The sequence below is a fragment of the Streptomyces sp. NBC_00654 genome (genome assembly GCF_026341775.1).
Taxonomy (GTDB): domain Bacteria; phylum Actinomycetota; class Actinomycetes; order Streptomycetales; family Streptomycetaceae; genus Streptomyces.
Window position 1 is genome coordinate 4,474,346 of the sequence record NZ_JAPEOB010000001.1, and the last position, 18,448, is coordinate 4,492,793.

Sequence of the window (18,448 nt, forward strand, 5' to 3'; positions counted from 1 at the left end):
TGGTCACTCCTTGGTGGCCCCGGCCAGCAGGCCGGAGATGAACTGGCGTTGCAGGACGAGGAAGAGGGCCATCACAGGGATGGCGGCGATGGCGGCGGCGAGCAGGACCTGCGCGTAGTTGGTGGTCGCAAGGCCCTGCAGGGTGGCGGTGGCCACGGGCAGCGTGTACATGTCGGGGCTGCGCAACGCGATCAGTGGCCAGACGAACTGGTTCCATCCGCCCAGGAAGACGAACAGCGCGAGAGCGGCGATGACCGGCCGGTTGACCGGGATGACGATCCGCCACAGCACCCGCAGTTCGCCGGCGCCGTCGACGCGGGCCGCGTCCAGGAGTTCGTCGGGCATGGAGCGCAGTGACTGGCGCATCAGGAAGATGCCGAACGGGGTGACCAGGCCGGGGAGGATGACGGACTGGTAGGAGTCGATCAGGCCCAGCTTCATCATCATCTCGAAGATCGGGATGAGCATCACCGTATCGGGGAGGACGAGGGTGCTGAGCAGCAGGACGAAGAACAGATTGCGCCCGCGGAACTCGAACTTGGCGAAGGCGTATCCCGCGAGGACCGAGACAACGACCGCGCCGGCCGTCTGAACGCCCGCCACCAGCACGGTGTTGAACAGGACGCGGGTGAGCCCGATGGATTCCTGGAGCCCCTGGAGGTTCTCCATGAGGTGACCGCCGGGCAGCAGCTTCGGCGGCCAGGAGAACACGTCGCTGTTCTCCTGCGTGGCGGCCATGGCGAGCCAGTAGAACGGACCGACGCAGAGCCCGAAGGCGCCCGCGAGGAGCAGGGTGAGGAGGGGGCTGCGGCGCTTCACTTGCGCTCCCCCATCAGGCGGACCTGCAGGAGGCCGAGCACGGCCACGATCAGCGCGAGCGCGTAGGCGAGGGCCGAGGCGTAGCCGAAGTCGAAGTATTTGAAGCCGTTGTTGTAGAGATACATGGTGACCGTCAAGGTGGAGTTGTCGGGGCCGCCGCCGGTGAGGACGTACGGCTCGTCGAAGAGCTGCAGGGTGCCGATGGTGGAGAGCACCACGGTGAGGAGCAGGATCGGGCGCAGCTGGGGAAGGGTGATGGAGACGAAGCGGCGGATCGGGCCCGCGCCGTCGACCTTCGCGGCCTCGTACAGCTCCTGGGGTATGCCCTGCAGGCCGGCGAGGTAGATCACCGCGTTGTAGCCGGTGTAGTGCCAGGTGATGACGAGGACGACGCCGACGCGGGCCCAGAAGGGGCTGCCGAGCCAGTTCACCCGGTCGATACCGAACAGGGAGAGGACCCAGTTCAGCAGTCCGGCGTCGCGGTTGAGGATCACGGAGAACATCACGCCCGCGGCGACCAGACCGGTCAGTGAGGGGATGAAGACGCCGAGGCGCCAGAGCGGGCGCAGCCAGACCTTGGTGGAGTTGAGGCCGAGGGCGACGAGCAGGGCGAGACCGAGCATCAGCGGCACCTGGACGACCAGGATCAGCGCCGTGTTCTCCAGCGCGGTCCAGAACAGCGGGTCGTGCAGCAGGCGCTGGTAGTTGTCGAGCCCGGTGAAGTGCCGGCCGGCGCCGTTGCCGGTGGTGAGGCTGATCCAGAGCGAGGCGACGATGGGGTACGCCTTGAAGATCACGAAGCCCAGCACGGCAGGCATGATCAGCAGGTACGGGACGGAAGTGCGGGTCAGTAGTCGGCGGCGTCCCGGGCGGGTGCGGCCGGTCTGGTCGGTGGTGCCGCGGCCGGCCGGGGCGGCGGCGGGAGCGTGTTCGGACGGGGCGATGGTCATGAGGGTCAGGCCGCCTGCTGCCGGCCGGTCTGCTGGGCAAGCTGCTCGGCGGCCTTCTTGAGGGCGTCGGCCGGATCGGCGCCCTTGAGCAGCACCTGGCTCTGCGCGTCGCTGGCGAACTTGAGGGCGCGGGCGTAGTCGCCGGTGAAGTTGGTGGCCCGGGCATCGGCGGAGAGCGATTCGACGAAGGGCCTCAGTACCTTCTGGCCGCCGTAGAAGGGGTGCGGCGCGCTGAATCGCGGGTCGTCGTACGCCGCCTTGAGGGCGGGGAAGACACCGCCGGAGGCGAATATCCGGTTGATCTGGGCGGGCTTGGTGAGCGCGTACTCGATGAACTGCCAGGCGGCCTTGCGGCGTGTGCTGGAGCCGGAAACGGCCAGGTAGGTGGAGTTGACGATGGTGTTGCGCTTGCCCCCGGGAACGGCGGCGGGCGGCTGCATGGAGCGCCACATCCCCTTCTGCTCGGGGAATGTGGAGGCCAGATACTCCACGGCCCAGGCCGCCTCGGCGTAGGTGGCGAGCTTCCCCTGGCTGAGCAGGCGCTTCTCGGTGCCCTGGCCCGCGGTGTCGGCGATCAGGCCGGCATCGTTGAGCCGCTTGATGATGGTGAGGGCCTTGACGGCGGCCGGGGAGGCGAGCGTGATCTTCCCGGCCTGGTCGAAGTAGAAGACGTCCTGGAGTTGCATCAGGTTCTGGAAGAAGTCCATGTCCTGGGTGGCGCCGGTCTTGTCGAGCCCGAGAAGCCGGACGCCGGTGGCGTCGAGGATCTTCGACCCTGCGGCGGTCATGTCGTTCCAGTCGCTGATGCCGTCGGGGTCGACACCGGCCTTCTCGAAGTGGTCGTGGCGATAGAAGAGACCGAGCGGGTTGACCTCCCACGGGAGGGCGTGGGCGGCCTTGCCCTTGCCTGTGACGGTCGGCCAGAGGCCCTTGGCGAAGGCGGCCTGGTAGTTGTCGGCGCCGAACTTGGACAGGTCGGCGATGCCGTTGGGGAACTTGTCCAGGTAACCGGGCAGGTAGTCGACGCCGATGTGCAGGACATCGGCAAGGCCCTTGCCGCCCGAGGCGAGGCCGACGGTGATCTTGTCCCAGATGGCCGGGTTGCCGACGTCCTGGACCTCGACCGTTATGCCGGGGTTGTCCCGCTCGAAGGAGGGCACGACGCTGCGCAGCCCCTCGGCCGCGGTGGTCCAGCTCCAGACGGTGATCTTGCCGCTGTCGCCGTCGCCTCCGGCGCTGCCCGATCCGTTGTCGCCGCAGGCGGCCAGGCCCAGCCCGGCGGCGGAGGCGGTGGCGAGCTGGAGCAGCCGGCGGCGGCTCAGTTGGTGGGACATGTCGACTCCTGGGAATGTGTCGTGCGGTGGGTGAGGGTGTGCAGCGCCTCGGCGAGCAGGTCCGCCGCGGCGCCAGGGGTGGAGGTGTGGGGAGACAGCCGGATCCACTCGTCCCGACGGGTGGTGATCAGGCCGGCCGCTTCGAGGGTGCGGTGGACGGTGGCGGGGTCGTGGCCGGGCAGGCGGAAGGTGCCGATACCGGCGCGCTCGTGGGGGCCGAGTCCGTCCAGCAGGACCTCGGCGCCGGCCCGCCGCGCGCGGTCGAGCAGGTCGGCGAGGGTGTCACGGATACGGGTGCCGACGGCGGCCGGGCCGCCCTGCTCGAACAGGTCGTCGATGGCCGCACCGATGGCTGCGGCGGCCGGGAAGTCCGGGTTGGTGGCGAGGTGGGCGGCGGCCCCGGGCAGTGGCGGCGCCGGATGTCGCGGAGCGAAGGGCTCCGCGACACCGGCCCAGCCGCCGAGCCCGGGAGACAGGCGCTCGGCGCACCGGTCGCGGATCAGCAGCAGTGCGGCTCCCCAGCCGGCCCGCAGCCACTTCTGGCCGCCGCTGACGAGGACGTCGGCGGCATCCGCTTCGAGTGGGACGGCACCCAGGCCCTGGATGGCGTCGACGATCAGCAGCCGGCCGGGCCCGAGGACCTCCTTGAGGGCGGCGAGCGGTGCCACATGGCCGGTGAGCGAGTCGACGGCGCTGACGGTGAGGGCGGTGACGTCGGGGGTGAGATGGCGGCGCAGAAGGTCGGGGGTGATGTGCCGCTGCCCGGCCGCGTCGACGAGGCGGACGGCGGGGCCGCCGCGACCGGCGAACCGGAGCCAGGGGTAGAGGTTGGCGGGAAACTCACCGCGGGGCACCAGGACGGTACCGGCGCCGTGGAGTGCGGCGGCCACGGTGAACAGGCCGTTGCTGGTGGACGGTGCCAGAGCGATCTCGTGCGGACGGGCATCGAGCAGCCGGGCCGCCGAGGTCCGGGCGGCTTCGCCGAGGGCAAAGAGCCGGTCGAGGTCGGCCGGGTCGACCCGGGTCGCGAGCGTGGTCGCGGTGGCGAGGGCGGCGACGGCCGGGCGGGAGACCGGACCGACTCTGGCGTAGTCGAGGTAGCCCGCCATCGGCCCGCGGCCGGGGGGCGCGGGGGTGGCCGTCTCGACTGCACACGGAATTTGATCGTTCAAAATTGGCCCTAACGAAGCTTGATGCAGGTACTTCCAGAGATTTGAAGGTTCACATTAGGGAGATCGGCTCGTCCCAGCAAGGGGTTCGGTGCAACTACTGCCCGGCGAGCCGTGCGGCAGCGCCCCGGGGGAGGGGGGACAGCCGGCAGGGGGTCCGGCGAGGGTGCCGGAGTGCCACCCCGGCGCGTCGGTCCGCTTCACGTCATCCGTGTCCGTCGTCGGCCGCCTCGCTTCAACGGCACCGTCATTGCGACCGGAACCGGCACCCACCGCCCCGTAGGCACCCCGGCGCGCGCCGAAGTGCCAGTCAAGACCGGCTGGCGTCTGCCCTGCGTGACTTGGCGACGACGCCCGACGAGGATCGTCGCCATGACCTACGTGATCGAAGCCGCGCATCCCGACGACGCGGCGTGGTTGGGGCCTTTGCAGCTGAGGACTTGGCTGCAGACATACCCCAACGCGGAGCTGGGGATCGATGAGAACTGGATCCGTGAACAGCGCGGCTCCTCGGCCACCGCGGAGGGCATCGCCCATTGGCGGGAGTTCATCGAGGCAGCAAGCCGACAACCGGACCGACTGTTCTGCCGTGTTGTCCGGTCCGAAGCCGGCATCGTCGGTTTTCTCTGCGGCCGCAAGGACAAGGCGGTCACCCTTGGGCCGATGTATTTGCTGAACCACGCCCAGAGGCAGGGCCTCGGCGGTCGTTTGATGACCGAGTTCCTCACCTGGGCAGGCCCCACCCGCATATGCCTGTGGGTCACCGCCTACAACGGGAGCGCGGTCCGCTTCTACCAACGCCACGGATTCAAGCTCACGGGTGAGCGAGAGCTCTGGCGAGGAACACTGCCAAACCTGCGCATGATCCGCGAGGTCACATCGAGCGTCGACCTCGGCCAAGGCGGGTTCGAGATACTGATCAAGGCCGTGGAACGATCACGGGAAGGCCGTGGAGATCTGACAGACGAACAATGAGTGCGTTTGGAACCATTGTTGCCGCCGCTACCGGAGACGGTGCGAAAGCCGAGGGACGGCGGCAGTGCTTCGACGAAATCCGGTGGCGGGCGAGAGCTGGGGTGCGCCTTGGGCGGGAACGCCCGTGCGGTATGGACCGTGGGAGGCTGGGCGCACGCTCTTCCGTCGCTGTCAGATCGACGGCACCTGGGCCCGTACCTTGAAGAAGCCGCAGGTCAAGCGGATGTTTCCGGGTGCATCGACTGGGAGGTGTCCATCGACTCGACGATCTTCCGGGCCCCATCAGTACGCCGCCGGGGCCCGGAAAATTGGGATCTCCGTCCAGGCGGTACGGGTGCGGGGGAGGTGGGCCCGGCCGACGTCACTGAGGATGAACTCGCGGGCCGGCTCGGCGGCGTTCGGGTTCTTGGCGCGCTTGTTGATTCGACCGTCGGGTTCGCCGAGGACAGCCTTTGGGCGAGTTCGGCAAACAACTGGTGTCGCCGCGGTGTCCTCGGTGCCGGAGTGCCGGCCCGGAGTTCCGCGACGGGGTCTCCGGTGGCCGCTGTACGTCATCAGGGCGACGGCGGGAGAGCGGCCGGGGAATGGTCACCAGGTATTGGAGACACAGCACCACACCCGGCAGATGCTCCCCAGGCACAGCTTCGAGTTCCTTGAGGTACAGGAAGAGGTCGACAACCGCGTCATGGTCGGGACAGTTGGAGAGAACCCCTTCCAAGCACTGCACCGGATTCACCGAGGGTTCCAGCAGCAGCACCTGGAACAACTGAAGGAACCGCGCTCCCATGCTGATGTCGGATGGTCCGTCCGAGTGGCTGAACAGGACTTGCCACTCCGCCGCAGCTGATGTGAGTCCGAACTCCAGAGTGTTCAGCATGGCCAACTCGAACTGAAAGTCCTTGTCAGTGGACAGCTCTCGGACAGCTCTGTCCAGGTCGGACCTCGCATGGTCGAAGTGTCCCATTTGGCGATGCAGCAGGCTTCGAAAGGTGTGGACCTGGGGGCTGTCCGGTTTGAGTTCGATGACACGGGTGTAGTCGGTGAGTGCGTCTTCGTGCCTGCCCAAAGACCGGTAGGTTGCCCCGCGCTGGGAGACGGTCCAGGTGCTGTCCGGTTCGAGTTCGATGACACGGTTGTAGTCGGTGAGCGCTTCCTCGTACCTGTGCAGGAGCCGGTAGGCGCTGCCGCGCTGGGTGATGACCGAGGTGTTGTCCGGTTCGAGTGCGATGGCGTGGTTGTAGTCGGTGAGCGCTTCTTCGTACCTGCCCATGGATAGGTGGGTGCCGCCGCGCAGGGCGATGGCCCAGGTGTTGGTGGGGTCGAGTGCGATGGCGCGGCTGTAGTCGGAGAGTGCTTCCTCGTACCTGCCCAGGAGCCGGTAGGTGCCGCCGCGCTCATAGAAGGCCCGGGCATCTTCAGGGTCGAGCTCGACACCATGGCTGAGGTCGGCGAGTGCTTGCTCGTGGCGCCCGGACCATCTGTGGGCCAGGCCCCGCGCGATGTGGGCTTGGGCGACGGTGGGGTCTGCGGTGATGGCGTGGCCGTATGCCGTGACCGCTTCGTCGACACGCACCGCGAGTTGAAGGTGCTCCCCGTGGTGGGTGTGGGCGTGGGCGCGGGCTGTGGCGGTCAGGCGCGGAGCGCTGAGCAGTGCGGGCAGGGTATCGAGGAACGGCTGTTCACCACTCGTGGTTCCCGTCAGGCGGTCGCCCCACGCGGCGATGCCGGGATGGGCGGTGTCGCGGCCGGCCCGGACAAGCGTGTCGGCCCAGCGGCGCAGGGTCTCCAGGTCCTGTCCGGCTGCGTGAATGGTCTCTTCCAGAGCGGCTGTGAGGAAGCGGCGGGGGTGGGCGCACAGGCGGTGGTAGGTCTCGCTGAGCCGGTGAGCGCGCCAGTCGGGATCGGACCACCGTTCCTTCTCCGGGAGATGCTCCTCGGCCATGGCGCGCCACCTTGCGTAGGCGTTGGCCAGTCGGGTGTGGCGCTCGGTCCACACCAGCGGTGAGCGGGTGCGCAGGTAGCGGAGCATGCTGGTGCGCACGACGTCGTGGTACTGGCGATGGGCGCCGTGACCGGTGACGAACGGCTGCCGGCACAGCCACCCGTACCGTCCCGCCGCGGTGGAGGGGACGACGGCCTGGAAGACGTCTTCGTTGAGCCGGACCGGCAGCGCACAGGACAGGACGGCGGCCTGATCGTCCGGGTCGGGGATCCAGCGGACGAACCGCGCCACGGCCACATCGGCGGAGTACCCCGTCTCCTGCTGATCACCGGCGGTGCCGGGATGGATGTGGGCGAGGGTGTCCACCAGCAGGGGCAGGCCCATCGACAGGTGCAGGATCTCCTGGACCACACCCTCGTCCTCGCCCACGCCGCGTGCGGTGAGCAGCGCGCGTGCCTCCTGCTCGGTGAACACCTCCAGCGGCACGTCGGTGATCTGCCCCCGCAGCTCGGCCCACTCACGCTCTCCGAGCTCGTTCTGCCCGGCGAGCACTACCAGCACGTTGGCCGGCATCGGCCCGTACTCGTCCAGGAGCAGCGCTCGCACCCACGTGTCCAGGTACCGCCCGGTCAGTTCCCATGTGTCGAAGGCCAGCACCAGCCACGGATGCTCTTCCGCCAGCCGCTCCAGCTCCTGGACGAAGACCGAACTGAGCGCCCTGACGGGTCCGTCGGACAGAGGATCATCACGCACCCGACGCGCACGCCCGCGAATCCCGGTACGCAGCCGGTCCAGCCCCTGCGCGGCGATCTCCGGACTCGTCATCCCCGCAAGAACACCGACCCCCGGCAGCAACGCCGCCCCACCAAGCGCCGCCTGCGCGATCACCCGGCTCGACGCCGACGCCACCCCACCAGGATCCTCCGCACCCTCCAGGCCCTCGGCCTGCACCGGTCCTTCTTGCTGGTGGGGCTCCCGCTCCCTGCGATACCGCTCCACGGCCGTGCTGAATGCCTTCAGCACCCCGACCTGCGAACCCAACTGCGCGGCGACGGCCTCCATCGCCTCCACCACGCCCCGCACATCGACCTCATCGACGACCGCCGTCAACGCCCCCCGCGAACGCGCAGTGCCCTGCCAATGCCGCACCAACGACGACTTCCCCACACCCCCCACACCCCGCACATGGAACAGAAAATCCACATCATCCGACTCCGGATCCCGTGCCAGATTCTCCGCAAACACCGACCGCTGCGCATGACGGCCCACAAACCCCTCACGCCCCCGCGCCCGGATCAACTCCCCACGCGACCGCCGAACCCTGCGCTGCGCCATCCCGGCTCACCCCCTGGCCCAAGCCTGCCGTGAAGTGGCAGGCGGAGGACGGGAAACAGCCACATCTGGGGGAGGAGGAAGCGGCCCGGTGGTGGCACGACCAGGCCGACGATGTTCACCCCCCCCGCTCCGGTAACCGCACCCACCCACCCACCCACCCCGCCCGACCGGACCGGCTCGACACCGCGCCCACCACGAACACGCGGCGCGTCCTTCGCCGCCCGGCCAAGAACACGGTCGGCCGTTCACGCTCAGCTGCGGTCACTGAGATCACCACGTACATGCCCATCGCGGTCGCGGTCGGGTACCTCCGCGAGCCGGACATGGAACTGCCCTTGCCCGGACCAGGCTTCGTCACCACTGTCCGCGACCTGCTGTCGCGGTCGCGGACCGGCCCGACACTTCAGGCCGGTCCCCGGCCCGTGCTGGCAGAGCCTTTCTCAGGCGCCGCGACACCGACACAGCCTGTACGGCACGGACAGACCGCTCACCCCTCCCCGCAGCCGGGAGAGCCGCGAAGCGCTGAACCCACCCCCGCCGCGAGATCCAGCCTGGTGGTTCCAGAGCGACATCTGCAGCGTTCTGTGCGGCCTGCGGCGCCTGCGGCCTGCGGCTGTATGGGAGGGATGACGGTGGCCACGCGCGTGTTTTCAGCCCAGCCGTGTCCTGATGCAGCCGATCATGGTCTGGACGTGGGAGAGCTTGTGGTGGTCCGTGCCGAGTTCTTCCGCGCTCGGACTGCAGGCGACGAGAGTCATCAGGGAGAGGGCGGCGATCAGGGCGTGGCGTGAGGTCATAGGGGTGCTTCAACGGCAGGGCAGGAGGCTGTCGACCCCTCATGATCGCAGCCACGAGGACCGAGTGACAGATGACCACGTGTGCGGCCGGAACCGGGTGGCACTCCTCGCTTCGCTCATTGCCCGACTCTCCTGCTTTCCCCTGTGCGGCAACCGTCACCGCCTGTCGGCTCCCGGGGCACCGGCCGTCGTCCCGGGCCGCGGCATCGGCGACCCCATGGCAAATAGGACCCAAGCTGTCCTAGATCCCCAATAGCGTCCCGTTCATGAGTAATGAAGACACGTCAGCGTCCACGTTCCGCTACTCGGCGGTCACCTTCGACTGCCCCGACCCCGCCGAACTGGCCCACTTCTACGGACAAGCCCTCGGTCTGCCGGTGGTCTTCTCCACCGACGATTTCATCCTGCTCGGCCAGGAGGGAGCTGCCGGTCTCGGATTCAACCGTCTCACCGACTACCGCCGCCCCACGTGGCCGGACCCCTCCCAGGAGAAGCAGGCCCATATGGATCTAGGGGTCGACGACCTGGACGCCGCTGAGGCCCGCCTGCTCGCCCTGGGGGCTGTGAAGCCCGAATTCCAGCCGGACCCCGACCGGTGGCGGGTCCTGCTGGATCCTGCGGGCCACCCGTTCTGCATCACGACCCTGGCCTGACCGCAGCTTTGTGCCGTGTGACAGGCGGTCGCAGGCACTGACTGTAGCCCGGCGGTGGGCTGGGGGCTCGCTGCCGCCGGGCATGGTCACTCACCACGTGGTTCTCCGGGACCTGGCGGCGGGTGGGTGCCGGGACGACGGGTGTCGGCATGGACGCGTGCCGGACCCCGGGCTGGTCCGCGTCTCACCCGGTGGTGGGCTGGCTCTGTCGATGACGGAGAGCAGCGTTTCCCGGGCAGTTCGGGAGGCGCGAGCGCCTGGTGGCGGGCCGGGACATCGATGGGATGGACGGCCACTGTGCGACGTCGACCGAAGTCGTCCGCCCTCGGCATCGGGGCGGTTCGGAGACAAGGCGCTGGCTACGGGGGGCGGGTGGCGCGGTGGTGTGGCTCCGTTGCCGAAGTGAACCCAGTTGTGCGGGGTGAGCACGCTGCGGGCCGCCGGAGACCGGGGCCACCGCCGAGTCAGCCGCCGACATGGAGAGGAGGCGCTGCGCGCTGTGCTGTCGATGAGCTGGACCGGGTCAGCCCGCCAGTCGGGCGAGGGCCAGCGCGTGCGCGTGGTCGAGGGAGTCAGCAGCAGCGCAAGGGACGTCCGGCTGCACACCGGTGCCCTCCCAGTTCGTGCTGGAGACGGGGTTGATGGCGCGGCCAACGGGGACGGTGGCTTCCAGGTGTGGGTGCACGGTCCAGCCCCTGCACGGGTGTGCGCCGCCGCGGGTGCGCTCGCCGACGACTACGGCGCGGCCGAGCTGCTGGAGGTCGTACGCCAGCTCTTCAGCGGCAGAGAAGGTGCTGTTACTGGACAGCACATACAACGGCTTGCTGCCGCCGAAGCACGCGCCGGGAACGTGCGGCAGGCTCCAGGACTGCTCGTTGCGCTCGCCGCCTCGCCAGTACATGGTGTTGAGGTGGGTGCGCTCGTCCAGCAGGTAGCTGCAGACGAAGGCGACCGTGTCCGGGTCGCCGCCCCGGTTGGCGCGAAGGTCCACGATCAGCGCCTGGGCGCGGGAGGCCAGGGTGAGTGCGGCGCTCAGTGGTTCGGCGGCCCATTCCAGCGGAAACAGCATCGGTGCCAGCTTCACGACGGCGACCCCTCCGTCGAGCAACTGCACCCGGGGCACACCGCCCAGTGAGGTGTCGAAGTCCCGGCGCATGGCGTCCCGGGTGGCTGCCCCCTGCTTCGGGGATACCGGGTCGGCGTGGTGCTTGAGTCTCAGGTGTCGGTCGCCGTTGACGGACTGCAGGTCCGCGGTGACCAGCCGGGCGAGGCCCTCGGCGTCGTCGACCTCGTAGGCGCCCTCGGTGAGGCGTCGTTGCAGCAGGCCGGCGAGCTGCTCGGCTGTCTCGGGGTAGACGTAGTGGTCGATCAGGAGCCGGGATATCTCGTCGATGACAGGGGCCGGCGGTAACTTCGTTGGAGTCGTCATGGCGGGGAGTAGAGCACTGTCCTTGCGAAAGCGTCAAAGAGTTTAGACACTTTCGGAATGCACGATCAGCCTTCCTGTCCACCGCCTCCTGAGGATGTTCTGGAGATCGGTGCGCCTGAGCAGTTCGCGGCGCTCGCTCACCCGTTGCGTCAGCGGTTGCTCTTCGCCCTGGGCCACCGGCCTGCCACCGTCAGCCAGCTCGCGGCGCAACTCGACGCGAGGAAGGGCAATGCGGCCCACCACCTCAAAGTGCTCCGCGAAGCCGGGCTGGTCCATGTCGCAGAGACCCGCCAGGTCCGCGGCGGCACCGAGCAGTACTACCAGCGTACGGCCCGTCACATGGTCGTCGCCGAACCCCAAGCGGCAGGCACCGCCGCGATGCTCGCCGCAGTCGCTCAAGAGCTGGACCGCTCTCCCGCCGAGACCCACCTGACACTGCGCCACCTGCGTCTCAGCCCTGCGAAGGCAAGAGAACTCGGCGAGACCCTCGCCGGACTGGTCGATGAGGCCGAGGAGAATGCAGAGGACCAGCCTGTGCATGGTGTGTTGGTGGCGCTCTATCAGCATGCTCTGCCGACCGGCACCACCGGTTCCGCCTGGGCCGTGTCTTAGGTTTGGTTACCTGCGCGCACCTTGACCGTGATGATCAAAGTGTGGGGCGTGGGGATCTTTCCGGTGAGCAGTGGTCGCAAGTGGCCGGGCTGTCGGCTGTCGGCTGTCGGCGGATGGTGGACGGTGGCCGGGTGGCGCGTTCGGACCGGCGCTCCGTGGCGGGATCTGCCGGTTGAGTACGGGACGTGGCAGACGGTGTACGGACTGTTCCGGAGGTGGCAGCGTTGGGGCGTGCGGGTCCGACTGCTGGCCTTGTTGCAGACGAGGGCAGATGAGCCCGGATTGATCTTCTGGGAAGTCGGTGTCGACTCGACGATCTGCCGTGCACATCAGCATGCGGCTGATGCCTGTCGGGACGGTGCTGTGCAGAAGGAGCTGTCGGGCGGTGTGAGCGAAGAGCCCGGGGACCGCGGGTTGGCAGGTCGCGAGGCGGGTTCACGACGAAGATCCATCTGGCGTGTGAACAAGACAGAAGCCGTTGTCGTTGCTGATCACCGCAGGGCAGCGCGGTGACAGCCCGCGGTTCGCAACGGTCGAGCGGGCCTACCAGGTCAGCAATCGCAGGCGCCGCGGCCGTAGCAGTGGACGTCCCCCTCTCTTTCGACCGTCAGGACTACAAGGCGCGGCACGCCGTCGAATGTGGGATCAGCCGTCTCAAGCGGCATCGTGCCGCGGCGACCGGTTCGACAAACTCGCAGTGCGGTTTGAGGCGGCGGTCCAGGTCGCAGCGATACCTCAGGTGCTGTGACCCCGCCTGCCCTCCTGCGGTTGTCTCCTGGCATGGATGCCGGGCGGGGTGTCTCGGGTTGCACGTTCCGTAGCGGCATGTGGTCCGGTGGACTTACGTCCCGCCCCGCTGAGGAAGGCCCCCGCTCATGTGTTCGTCCTTCATCCCGCCGCGCCAGGTCAAGATCGGTGACGCGGCGGCCTTCGTCGGCACCACGCCGCGGGCGATCCGTCACTACCACGAGATCGGCCTGCTCCCCGAGCCCGTGCGGGGCGGCGACGATCGCCGCCGCTACGGCTACGAAGACATGATCCGGCTGCTGTGGATCCGCAGGATGGCCGATGCCGGGATCGCCCTGGACGACATCCGTGACGCCTTCACCGACACGGCTTCCACCGGCGCCGACAGCGACGACGGCCTCGCGAGCATCCTGGAACGGCTGGAGGGAACCCTCGTCGCTCAGGAAGCAGAACTGCGGCGGCAACGGACTGCCGTGCAGCGCATGCGTACCGAGGGCAGCAGGATGGGTCTGCTCTCCGACTTCGTCACCAGCCGCCTCAAGAGCCTGCCCGAGGGCTCCCTGCACCAGGCGGACCTGGACAGCCTGCTGGTCACCGAGCGGATCTTCGGCCCGCTCGGTGCGGCCGTCCAGGCCACCCGTTTCATCGCCCTGGCCACTCACCCGGATCTGCGGGAGGCCTCCGACCGTATTGATGCCGCCGAGGAGGCACTCGATGACACGATCGCTGTCGATGACCCCCGCGTGGCCCGGGTGGCTGCCGAACGGCACGCCTTCGAAAAGGCGCTGCAGGCCGTTATCGAGGATTCCGGCCTGGCGGAGAGCGACGACGCGCTCTTCGACTCCTGGGACACTTTGCACCCCGCTATCGCAGATGAGGGTGGGGACGAGGCCGGCCATAGCTCTGGCAGGGGGCAAGAGTCCATGAGCGCATTCGAAGCCACCGGAAAGATGCCCTACGACTTCTCTCCGGCCCGCCTGCGCTGCATGGAATTGGCCGAAGAGCTCGCCGCCCACGAGTCACCCGCTTCCTACTGCGGTTGAACTCGTGGTGTCGTAGGGGGTGACGGCTGCCTGTTGGCTGCGGTATCACCGGAGTCGTGCGGTATCCACAAGGGGGCGGGCTGACGGCCGAACGGCAGTAGTTCCGCGAGGAGTTACGGCTCCGGGCGGCCGGGCGGCCAGGCAGTTGGCCCGGGGCGAGGGCAGTACAGCGATTGCCAGGGATCTGCGGGTCGGTGTCCGCTCGGTCAAGCGATGGCGTCACTCGTGGGCCGAGGGCGGCCCGTGTTCCTTGCGGTCGCAGAGGCCGGCGTCGCTGCCGAGGCTGAGCGATCAGCAGTTCGCGCAGCTGGAGGCGGAGTCGGCCAAGGGGTGCCGCGCATGGCCGGCAGGACCGGCGCTGGACGTCGGCCCGTGTGGGGACGGTCATCGGCCGGCGCTTTCATCTGACGTGCACGATCCAGGGTGTGCGGAAGCTGTTGGTGCGTAACGGGTGGTCCTGCCAGGTCCCGGCCCGACGCGCGATGGAGCGGGACGACGATGCGGTCGCGGGGTGGGCCAAGGAGGTGCGGCCCCGCGCGGAAGGCTCGCGGCGGCGCGTGGAGCCTGGCTCGTCTTCGAGGACGAAGCCGGATTCTCCATGACGCCGCCGCACGCAAAGGCATGGGCCCCACGCGGCCGGACCCCGGTGGTCCGGGTCCGCGGACGTTCCCGCAGACGCATATCCATCGCCGCTCCGACCTGCTGCAGACCCGGACACCGGTCAAGGCTGATCCACCGGCCCCGCCGCGACGACGGCCGGCGTGACGGGCGCAGGGGCTTCTCCTGGCGTGACTACCGCGACCTGCTCATCGCCGCCCACCAGCAGCTCGGCGGCACGATCGTGCTCATCCGGGACAACCTCGACGTCCACAAGGCCGCCGGACTGCGGGAGTTCGCCGCATCCCGGGACCGGCTGACCATCTACTGCCTGCCGCCCTACGCACCCGACCTCAACCCCGTCGAAGGCATCCGGTCACTCCTACGGCGCGGATGGCTCTCCAACGTCGCCTTCAGCACCCCCGAACACCTCGTCCAGACCGCCCGGCGCGGCCTGCGGCACATTCAGTACCGCAGCCACCTCATGGACGGCTGCCTCACCGAGACCGGCCTGACCATCCGACCCACCTGATCAGCAGCACCACATCCCGAGTTCAACCTCAGCAGCCCGGCCGAGCAGGTGCTGCATTCCATGCGGACTGGCCTGCCCGGCCCACTCGGCGATGCTCCAGCAGTTCGTGCGCGGCAGGTCCGACAGCAGCCCCAGCACCAAGTCCCGCATCCGACGCCGGGGTCAACCCGAGCGAACCGGCCTGCTATCCGGGACATCAGGACCTCGAACGCCTCCTGCCAGCGGGCAGGGTCTACGCTGTGACTCGCGGCCACCGCATGATCTTCAGTCTTCACACACCGATGATCAACGGTGGCCGCGCCCGTCTTCACCGCCCCTCGGTCACGACGTGAGAAGACGGGGCCGCATCCCTTCCGTGTCCCGTACGGAGCACGCAGCGTTCGCCCGCCGTCTCGTACCAGGAGGACACATGCAACGCGGTGAAGTCTGGTGGGTCGACTTCGATGAGCGACGCCCGGTCGTTCTGCTCTCGGACGAGGAGCCATCCGGGTTTCAGGCGATGCAGGTCGTTGCGCCAGCGGGCGTCGACATCAGCGGCCTGGGCGTTGAAGTGGCCGTAGGAGCCCCGGAAGGACTGCCCTTCGAAGGCGTGCTGCGGTTCGCGTTCCCGCGTCCAGGCTTTACTCCGTGCACATGGCTGACCACCGTGGCCCGGGACGACCTGATCGAGCGGGCGGGCGTGTTGGCCTCCGTGAAGCTCAGCGAGGTTGGAGAAGCCCTCCGTGCCGCTGGACAGAGGAGGGAGTGAACCCCGATGACGGCTGCCAGGATCAGCGAGATCAAAGATGCCCGCCGTCTCGAAGGACTCGAGTAGCGGACGCCTGTGCTGCCCAGCTCGATCTCGTCGACGACTGACCGCTGCCCCCTCTCCACCGCACTTCAGCAACAAGATCACGATCTACGGCTGGAGTACTAGGGCCCGTCTTCAAACGGACCTCGCCCAGAGCAGGAACGACGCCAGGCTGACCGCCGCATCGTAGGAGGCGGTGGTCTTGTCGTACCTGGTGGCGATGCCGCGGAAGTGCTTCAGTCGGTTGAAGCACCGCTCCACGGGTGTTGCGGCGGCGGTACGTCTCGCGGTCGAAGGCGGGTGGCCTGCCTCCCCGGTAGCCGCGGTTACGTCGGTGCCGCTGTTGGTCGGCCTTCTCGGGGATGGTGTGGCCGATCCCGCGTTTGCGCAGGTAGGTGCGGAATCCGCGAGAGCTGTATGCCTTGTCTGCGATCACGTGTGTGGGGCGGCAGCGTGGGCGGCCGGGACCGAGACGTGGGACGCGGATGCGTTCCAGCAGCGGTTGCGCACAGATACCGTCATGGCGTTGACCGGGAGTGATCAGGAGGGCCAGGGGTCTGCCGCGGCCGTCGCAGGCGAGGTGAAGTTTGGTCGTCAGACCTCCACGGGATCGGCCAAGGGCTTCATCGTCCGGTTCGTCCGGTCGACGCATCCCCCTTTTCGGCCGGTGGAGGCAGCATACTGGTGAGCTCGCACGATGGTGGAGTCGATCTGGACGGGCCAGTCGATGTCGCCGGCCGCGTCGGGTTGGGCCTGGATCTGCTGGAGGGCCTGGGTGAAGACGCCGCTCAACGCGTAGCGGCGGAAGCGGGTGTAGACCGTTTGCCACGGCCCGTAGCGGTCGGGCAGGTCACGCCACGGCAGGCTCGTGCGGATCTTGTACACCATCCCGTTGATGATCCGCCGGTCGTCCACCCTGGGCCGGCCAGTCGAGGCCGAGGGTATGAGCGGAGCGAGTAAATCCCATTCTTGATCGGTGAGTTCATGTCTCTGCCTCCGACCGTGATCCTCTGGTGGATGATCTTTGGTGACAAGGCCGAAAGGGCCCCGCACAATCGCGGTATGACCAACACCGTCGATGCAGCCTGGCACGACATCCTGACCGCTTACGGCGAACCGTTCGGGCCGAACGAGTCACCGCTTCTGGAACCATTTGCAAAGCTCGTGCGGGTAGCGCATGCCGAACCACTGCTTCGCCAGCTCTCCCCGTGGACCGGTATGTGGGAGCTGCACTTCAGCAGGTGCACGGAGATGGACTACACCTGGGACATCCCGTACATCGGCACGCTGAGAGACGGCCGGTACTACGTCGAAGGACCGCATCGGAGCAGCCCTCGGATCTCAGAGACGGACAGCGCACAGGCCGCAGTAGCGATGGTCATCGATCGCCTGCCGCCACGTTGCGGCCCTGCCTTCATCGGCAATGCGGGAGAACTGGTCGCTTGCGAGAAGGCACGCGACAGCACATAGTGCGGGTTCACCGGCTTGGAGGAAGCAGGAATCGGGGCCCTGAACAGCTTTGAAGACGGGCCCTAGGCGGCCCATGCTGCGGCGGATGCCGTGCCGACGGCAGACCTCGGCGAAGGCGGCCGATCTGGAGGTGTTCGTCTCCGACTCGTCGACCCGGAAGACGAAAGCATCGATGTGCCGGCGTTCCGGCAGGCACGGACGCGGCGGCCCTTACCGACTGCGCGTCGATGATCCCCGCCGGAACCGGCCCCAGACGGGAAGTCCGCGGGCCGCGCGCGCCAGGAGATCCCGTCGGCGACCAGGTACCGGATCGCGTCCGGCATCGAGCGGTGGCAGTAGCCGTCGGGCTGTCCGCCGTTCCATTCCAGCCAGGCCGGCACCGGCAACAACGGGCGCACAGCCGCCCACTCGGCGTCCGCCATGTCCGACGGGTACCGACACACCCGGTCCGGATGGTCAGCCGCGTTCCCGTACGCGCGTGCGAGACAATCACGCGATCGGGCGGCCGGGTCGAGCGATGCGGGCGCGAGCGCGTAGAACTGCGACAGCAGGGCCTCCTGGAAGTTGCTCGGTTCGCACCTCCGAGCTACCAAGAGGCCCTGCCTTCATACGCCTACCGCCGGAAGATCACCCCGGCGGGAAACGCGTTCGACTCGCATGTTCCATCATCGGTTGAGATCGGTTTCTGAAACAAACCGAATCAGCCGGCCTGCAGCACCCAAGACCGGACACCAAACCGAGAATCGCCCCAGACAAGGAAGCGAAGGACTCCCGTATGACCACCGGCTACGGCACTTCCTTTGGAGGGAACTCATCAGCCGTTGTTCGACTCGTACTTCCAGTCCGAGCAGTAGCCGGAGGCCACCTTGCCAAGGCAGGTCATGTAGCGAATGTCGACCCCTTCTCGGACTTCAAGGTTGAACCGTGCCGGAGGCCCGTCGGATCCTTTCGTGTTGTAGAACACCCGGTTCCCAACGCCGTACCAGCCTTCGCCGGGTACGTGGTACTCAATGATCCCGATCGTGCCCTTGCCATCGGCCTTGTAGTCGTGGACGTAGAACATGTCTCCGTGGTCCTCCCAGCGTGCGCCCGCTGCAGGCGAGGAACTGCAGGCCCTCGGAAAGCAGGCCTGCCCGTCGGCCAGAGCCGGCGTGGCGGTGAGCAATGAGGTGGCGATGACGCCACCCGCGACGATGGGCAGTGTCCACAACCCTCGACGTTCCCGTGACATGGATGTACCTCCGTGAGTCATGC

The 18,448-nt window shown here is 68.1% G+C and carries 16 protein-coding genes and 5 pseudogenes; 10 read left to right on the forward strand and 11 right to left on the reverse strand.

The window, feature by feature from the left end:
- Positions 1–3: 3 nt before the first annotated feature.
- From OHA98_RS19055 to OHA98_RS19070, 4 genes are read right to left on the reverse strand one after another with little or no spacing between them, the layout of a single operon-like run.
- The gene (locus OHA98_RS19055; protein WP_266927332.1) at positions 4–819 is read right to left on the reverse strand and encodes a carbohydrate ABC transporter permease; all 816 of its coding nucleotides are present in this window, start codon (positions 817–819) and stop codon (positions 4–6) included.
- Positions 816–1,769 carry a carbohydrate ABC transporter permease gene (locus tag OHA98_RS19060; protein ID WP_266927334.1) on the reverse strand — a complete coding sequence of 318 codons (954 nt, stop codon included), beginning with the start codon at positions 1,767–1,769 and terminating at the stop codon, positions 816–818. The genes OHA98_RS19055 and OHA98_RS19060 overlap by 4 nt, the downstream gene beginning before the upstream one ends.
- Before the next feature lie 5 nt (positions 1,770–1,774).
- The gene (locus OHA98_RS19065) at positions 1,775–3,103 is read right to left on the reverse strand and encodes an extracellular solute-binding protein (RefSeq protein ID WP_266927336.1); all 1,329 of its coding nucleotides are present in this window, start codon (positions 3,101–3,103) and stop codon (positions 1,775–1,777) included.
- Positions 3,088–4,212: an aminotransferase class V-fold PLP-dependent enzyme gene (locus OHA98_RS19070; protein WP_266927338.1), complete on the reverse strand. Its 1,125-nt coding sequence runs from the start codon at positions 4,210–4,212 to the stop codon at positions 3,088–3,090. The genes OHA98_RS19065 and OHA98_RS19070 overlap by 16 nt, the downstream gene beginning before the upstream one ends.
- A 432-nt stretch (positions 4,213–4,644) precedes the next feature.
- On the opposite strand from OHA98_RS19070, the gene OHA98_RS19075 reads away from it, so the two are divergent.
- Complete coding sequence (locus OHA98_RS19075) at positions 4,645–5,247, forward strand: GNAT family N-acetyltransferase (RefSeq protein WP_266927340.1); 603 nt, start codon at positions 4,645–4,647, stop codon at positions 5,245–5,247.
- 361 nt (positions 5,248–5,608) lie between these two features.
- Here OHA98_RS19075 and OHA98_RS19080 read toward each other — a convergent pair whose 3' ends face one another.
- Both OHA98_RS19080 and OHA98_RS19085 read right to left on the reverse strand, forming a co-directional pair.
- On the reverse strand, positions 5,609–8,299 hold the full coding sequence (locus tag OHA98_RS19080) for a tetratricopeptide repeat protein (protein ID WP_266927342.1): 2,691 nt from the start codon (positions 8,297–8,299) through the stop codon (positions 5,609–5,611).
- 875 nt (positions 8,300–9,174) lie between these two features.
- Positions 9,175–9,321, reverse strand: a complete 147-nt coding sequence (locus OHA98_RS19085) for a hypothetical protein (protein ID WP_266927344.1) — start codon at positions 9,319–9,321, stop codon at positions 9,175–9,177.
- A 266-nt stretch (positions 9,322–9,587) separates the two neighbouring features.
- On the opposite strand from OHA98_RS19085, the gene OHA98_RS19090 reads away from it, so the two are divergent.
- A complete protein-coding gene (locus tag OHA98_RS19090; RefSeq protein ID WP_266927346.1) occupies positions 9,588–9,974 on the forward strand; it encodes a VOC family protein in 387 nt (128 codons plus the stop codon).
- Positions 9,975–10,497: 523 nt separating this feature from the next.
- Here OHA98_RS19090 and OHA98_RS19095 read toward each other — a convergent pair.
- Positions 10,498–11,403 (reverse strand): S41 family peptidase, encoded by a 906-nt coding sequence (locus OHA98_RS19095; RefSeq protein ID WP_266927348.1) that lies wholly within the window; start codon positions 11,401–11,403, stop codon positions 10,498–10,500.
- 57 nt (positions 11,404–11,460) lie between these two features.
- Here OHA98_RS19095 and OHA98_RS19100 point away from each other — a divergent pair, with 57 nt between their 5' ends.
- The 6 genes and pseudogenes from OHA98_RS19100 to OHA98_RS19120 all read left to right on the forward strand — a co-directional run bounded on the left by OHA98_RS19100 (position 11,461) and on the right by OHA98_RS19120 (position 14,934).
- Positions 11,461–12,015 (forward strand): transcriptional regulator, encoded by a 555-nt coding sequence (locus OHA98_RS19100; protein ID WP_266927350.1) that lies wholly within the window; start codon positions 11,461–11,463, stop codon positions 12,013–12,015.
- A gap of 41 nt (positions 12,016–12,056) precedes the next feature.
- Positions 12,057–12,763 (forward strand): annotated as a pseudogene (locus OHA98_RS19105) (IS5 family transposase).
- Between the two features lie 127 nt (positions 12,764–12,890).
- A complete protein-coding gene (locus tag OHA98_RS19110) occupies positions 12,891–13,805 on the forward strand; it encodes a MerR family transcriptional regulator (RefSeq protein WP_266927352.1) in 915 nt (304 codons plus the stop codon).
- A gap of 19 nt (positions 13,806–13,824) precedes the next feature.
- Entirely contained in the window at positions 13,825–14,253 is a 429-nt protein-coding gene (locus tag OHA98_RS42690) for a helix-turn-helix domain-containing protein (protein ID WP_323179585.1), read from the forward strand.
- Positions 14,180–14,407 (forward strand): winged helix-turn-helix domain-containing protein, encoded by a 228-nt coding sequence (locus OHA98_RS42695; RefSeq protein ID WP_323179587.1) that lies wholly within the window; start codon positions 14,180–14,182, stop codon positions 14,405–14,407. The genes OHA98_RS42690 and OHA98_RS42695 overlap by 74 nt, the downstream gene beginning before the upstream one ends.
- Complete coding sequence (locus OHA98_RS19120; RefSeq protein WP_266927354.1) at positions 14,404–14,934, forward strand: transposase; 531 nt, start codon at positions 14,404–14,406, stop codon at positions 14,932–14,934. The genes OHA98_RS42695 and OHA98_RS19120 overlap by 4 nt, the downstream gene beginning before the upstream one ends.
- Positions 14,935–14,967: 33 nt before the next feature.
- On the opposite strand, the pseudogene OHA98_RS19125 reads toward OHA98_RS19120, so the two are convergent.
- Positions 14,968–15,188, reverse strand: a pseudogene (locus tag OHA98_RS19125) (IS701 family transposase); the annotation flags it as partial.
- Between the two features lie 155 nt (positions 15,189–15,343).
- Between OHA98_RS19125 and OHA98_RS19130 the strand changes: the two are divergent.
- Positions 15,344–15,748 (forward strand): annotated as a pseudogene (locus tag OHA98_RS19130) (type II toxin-antitoxin system PemK/MazF family toxin).
- A 111-nt stretch (positions 15,749–15,859) separates the two neighbouring features.
- Here the strand turns inward: OHA98_RS19130 and OHA98_RS19135 are convergent.
- A pseudogene (locus OHA98_RS19135) lies at positions 15,860–16,777 on the reverse strand (IS5 family transposase).
- A gap of 9 nt (positions 16,778–16,786) precedes the next feature.
- Between OHA98_RS19135 and OHA98_RS19140 the strand changes: the two are divergent.
- Positions 16,787–17,194, forward strand: coding sequence for a DUF6193 family natural product biosynthesis protein (locus tag OHA98_RS19140; RefSeq protein ID WP_266927358.1), 408 nt, complete (start codon positions 16,787–16,789; stop codon positions 17,192–17,194).
- A 254-nt stretch (positions 17,195–17,448) separates the two neighbouring features.
- Here OHA98_RS19140 and OHA98_RS19145 read toward each other — a convergent pair.
- Both OHA98_RS19145 and OHA98_RS19150 read right to left on the reverse strand, forming a co-directional pair.
- Positions 17,449–17,637, reverse strand: a pseudogene (locus OHA98_RS19145) (transposase); the annotation flags it as partial.
- Between the two features lie 371 nt (positions 17,638–18,008).
- On the reverse strand, positions 18,009–18,425 hold the full coding sequence (locus OHA98_RS19150) for a hypothetical protein (RefSeq protein WP_266927360.1): 417 nt from the start codon (positions 18,423–18,425) through the stop codon (positions 18,009–18,011).
- Positions 18,426–18,448: the final 23 nt, after the last annotated feature.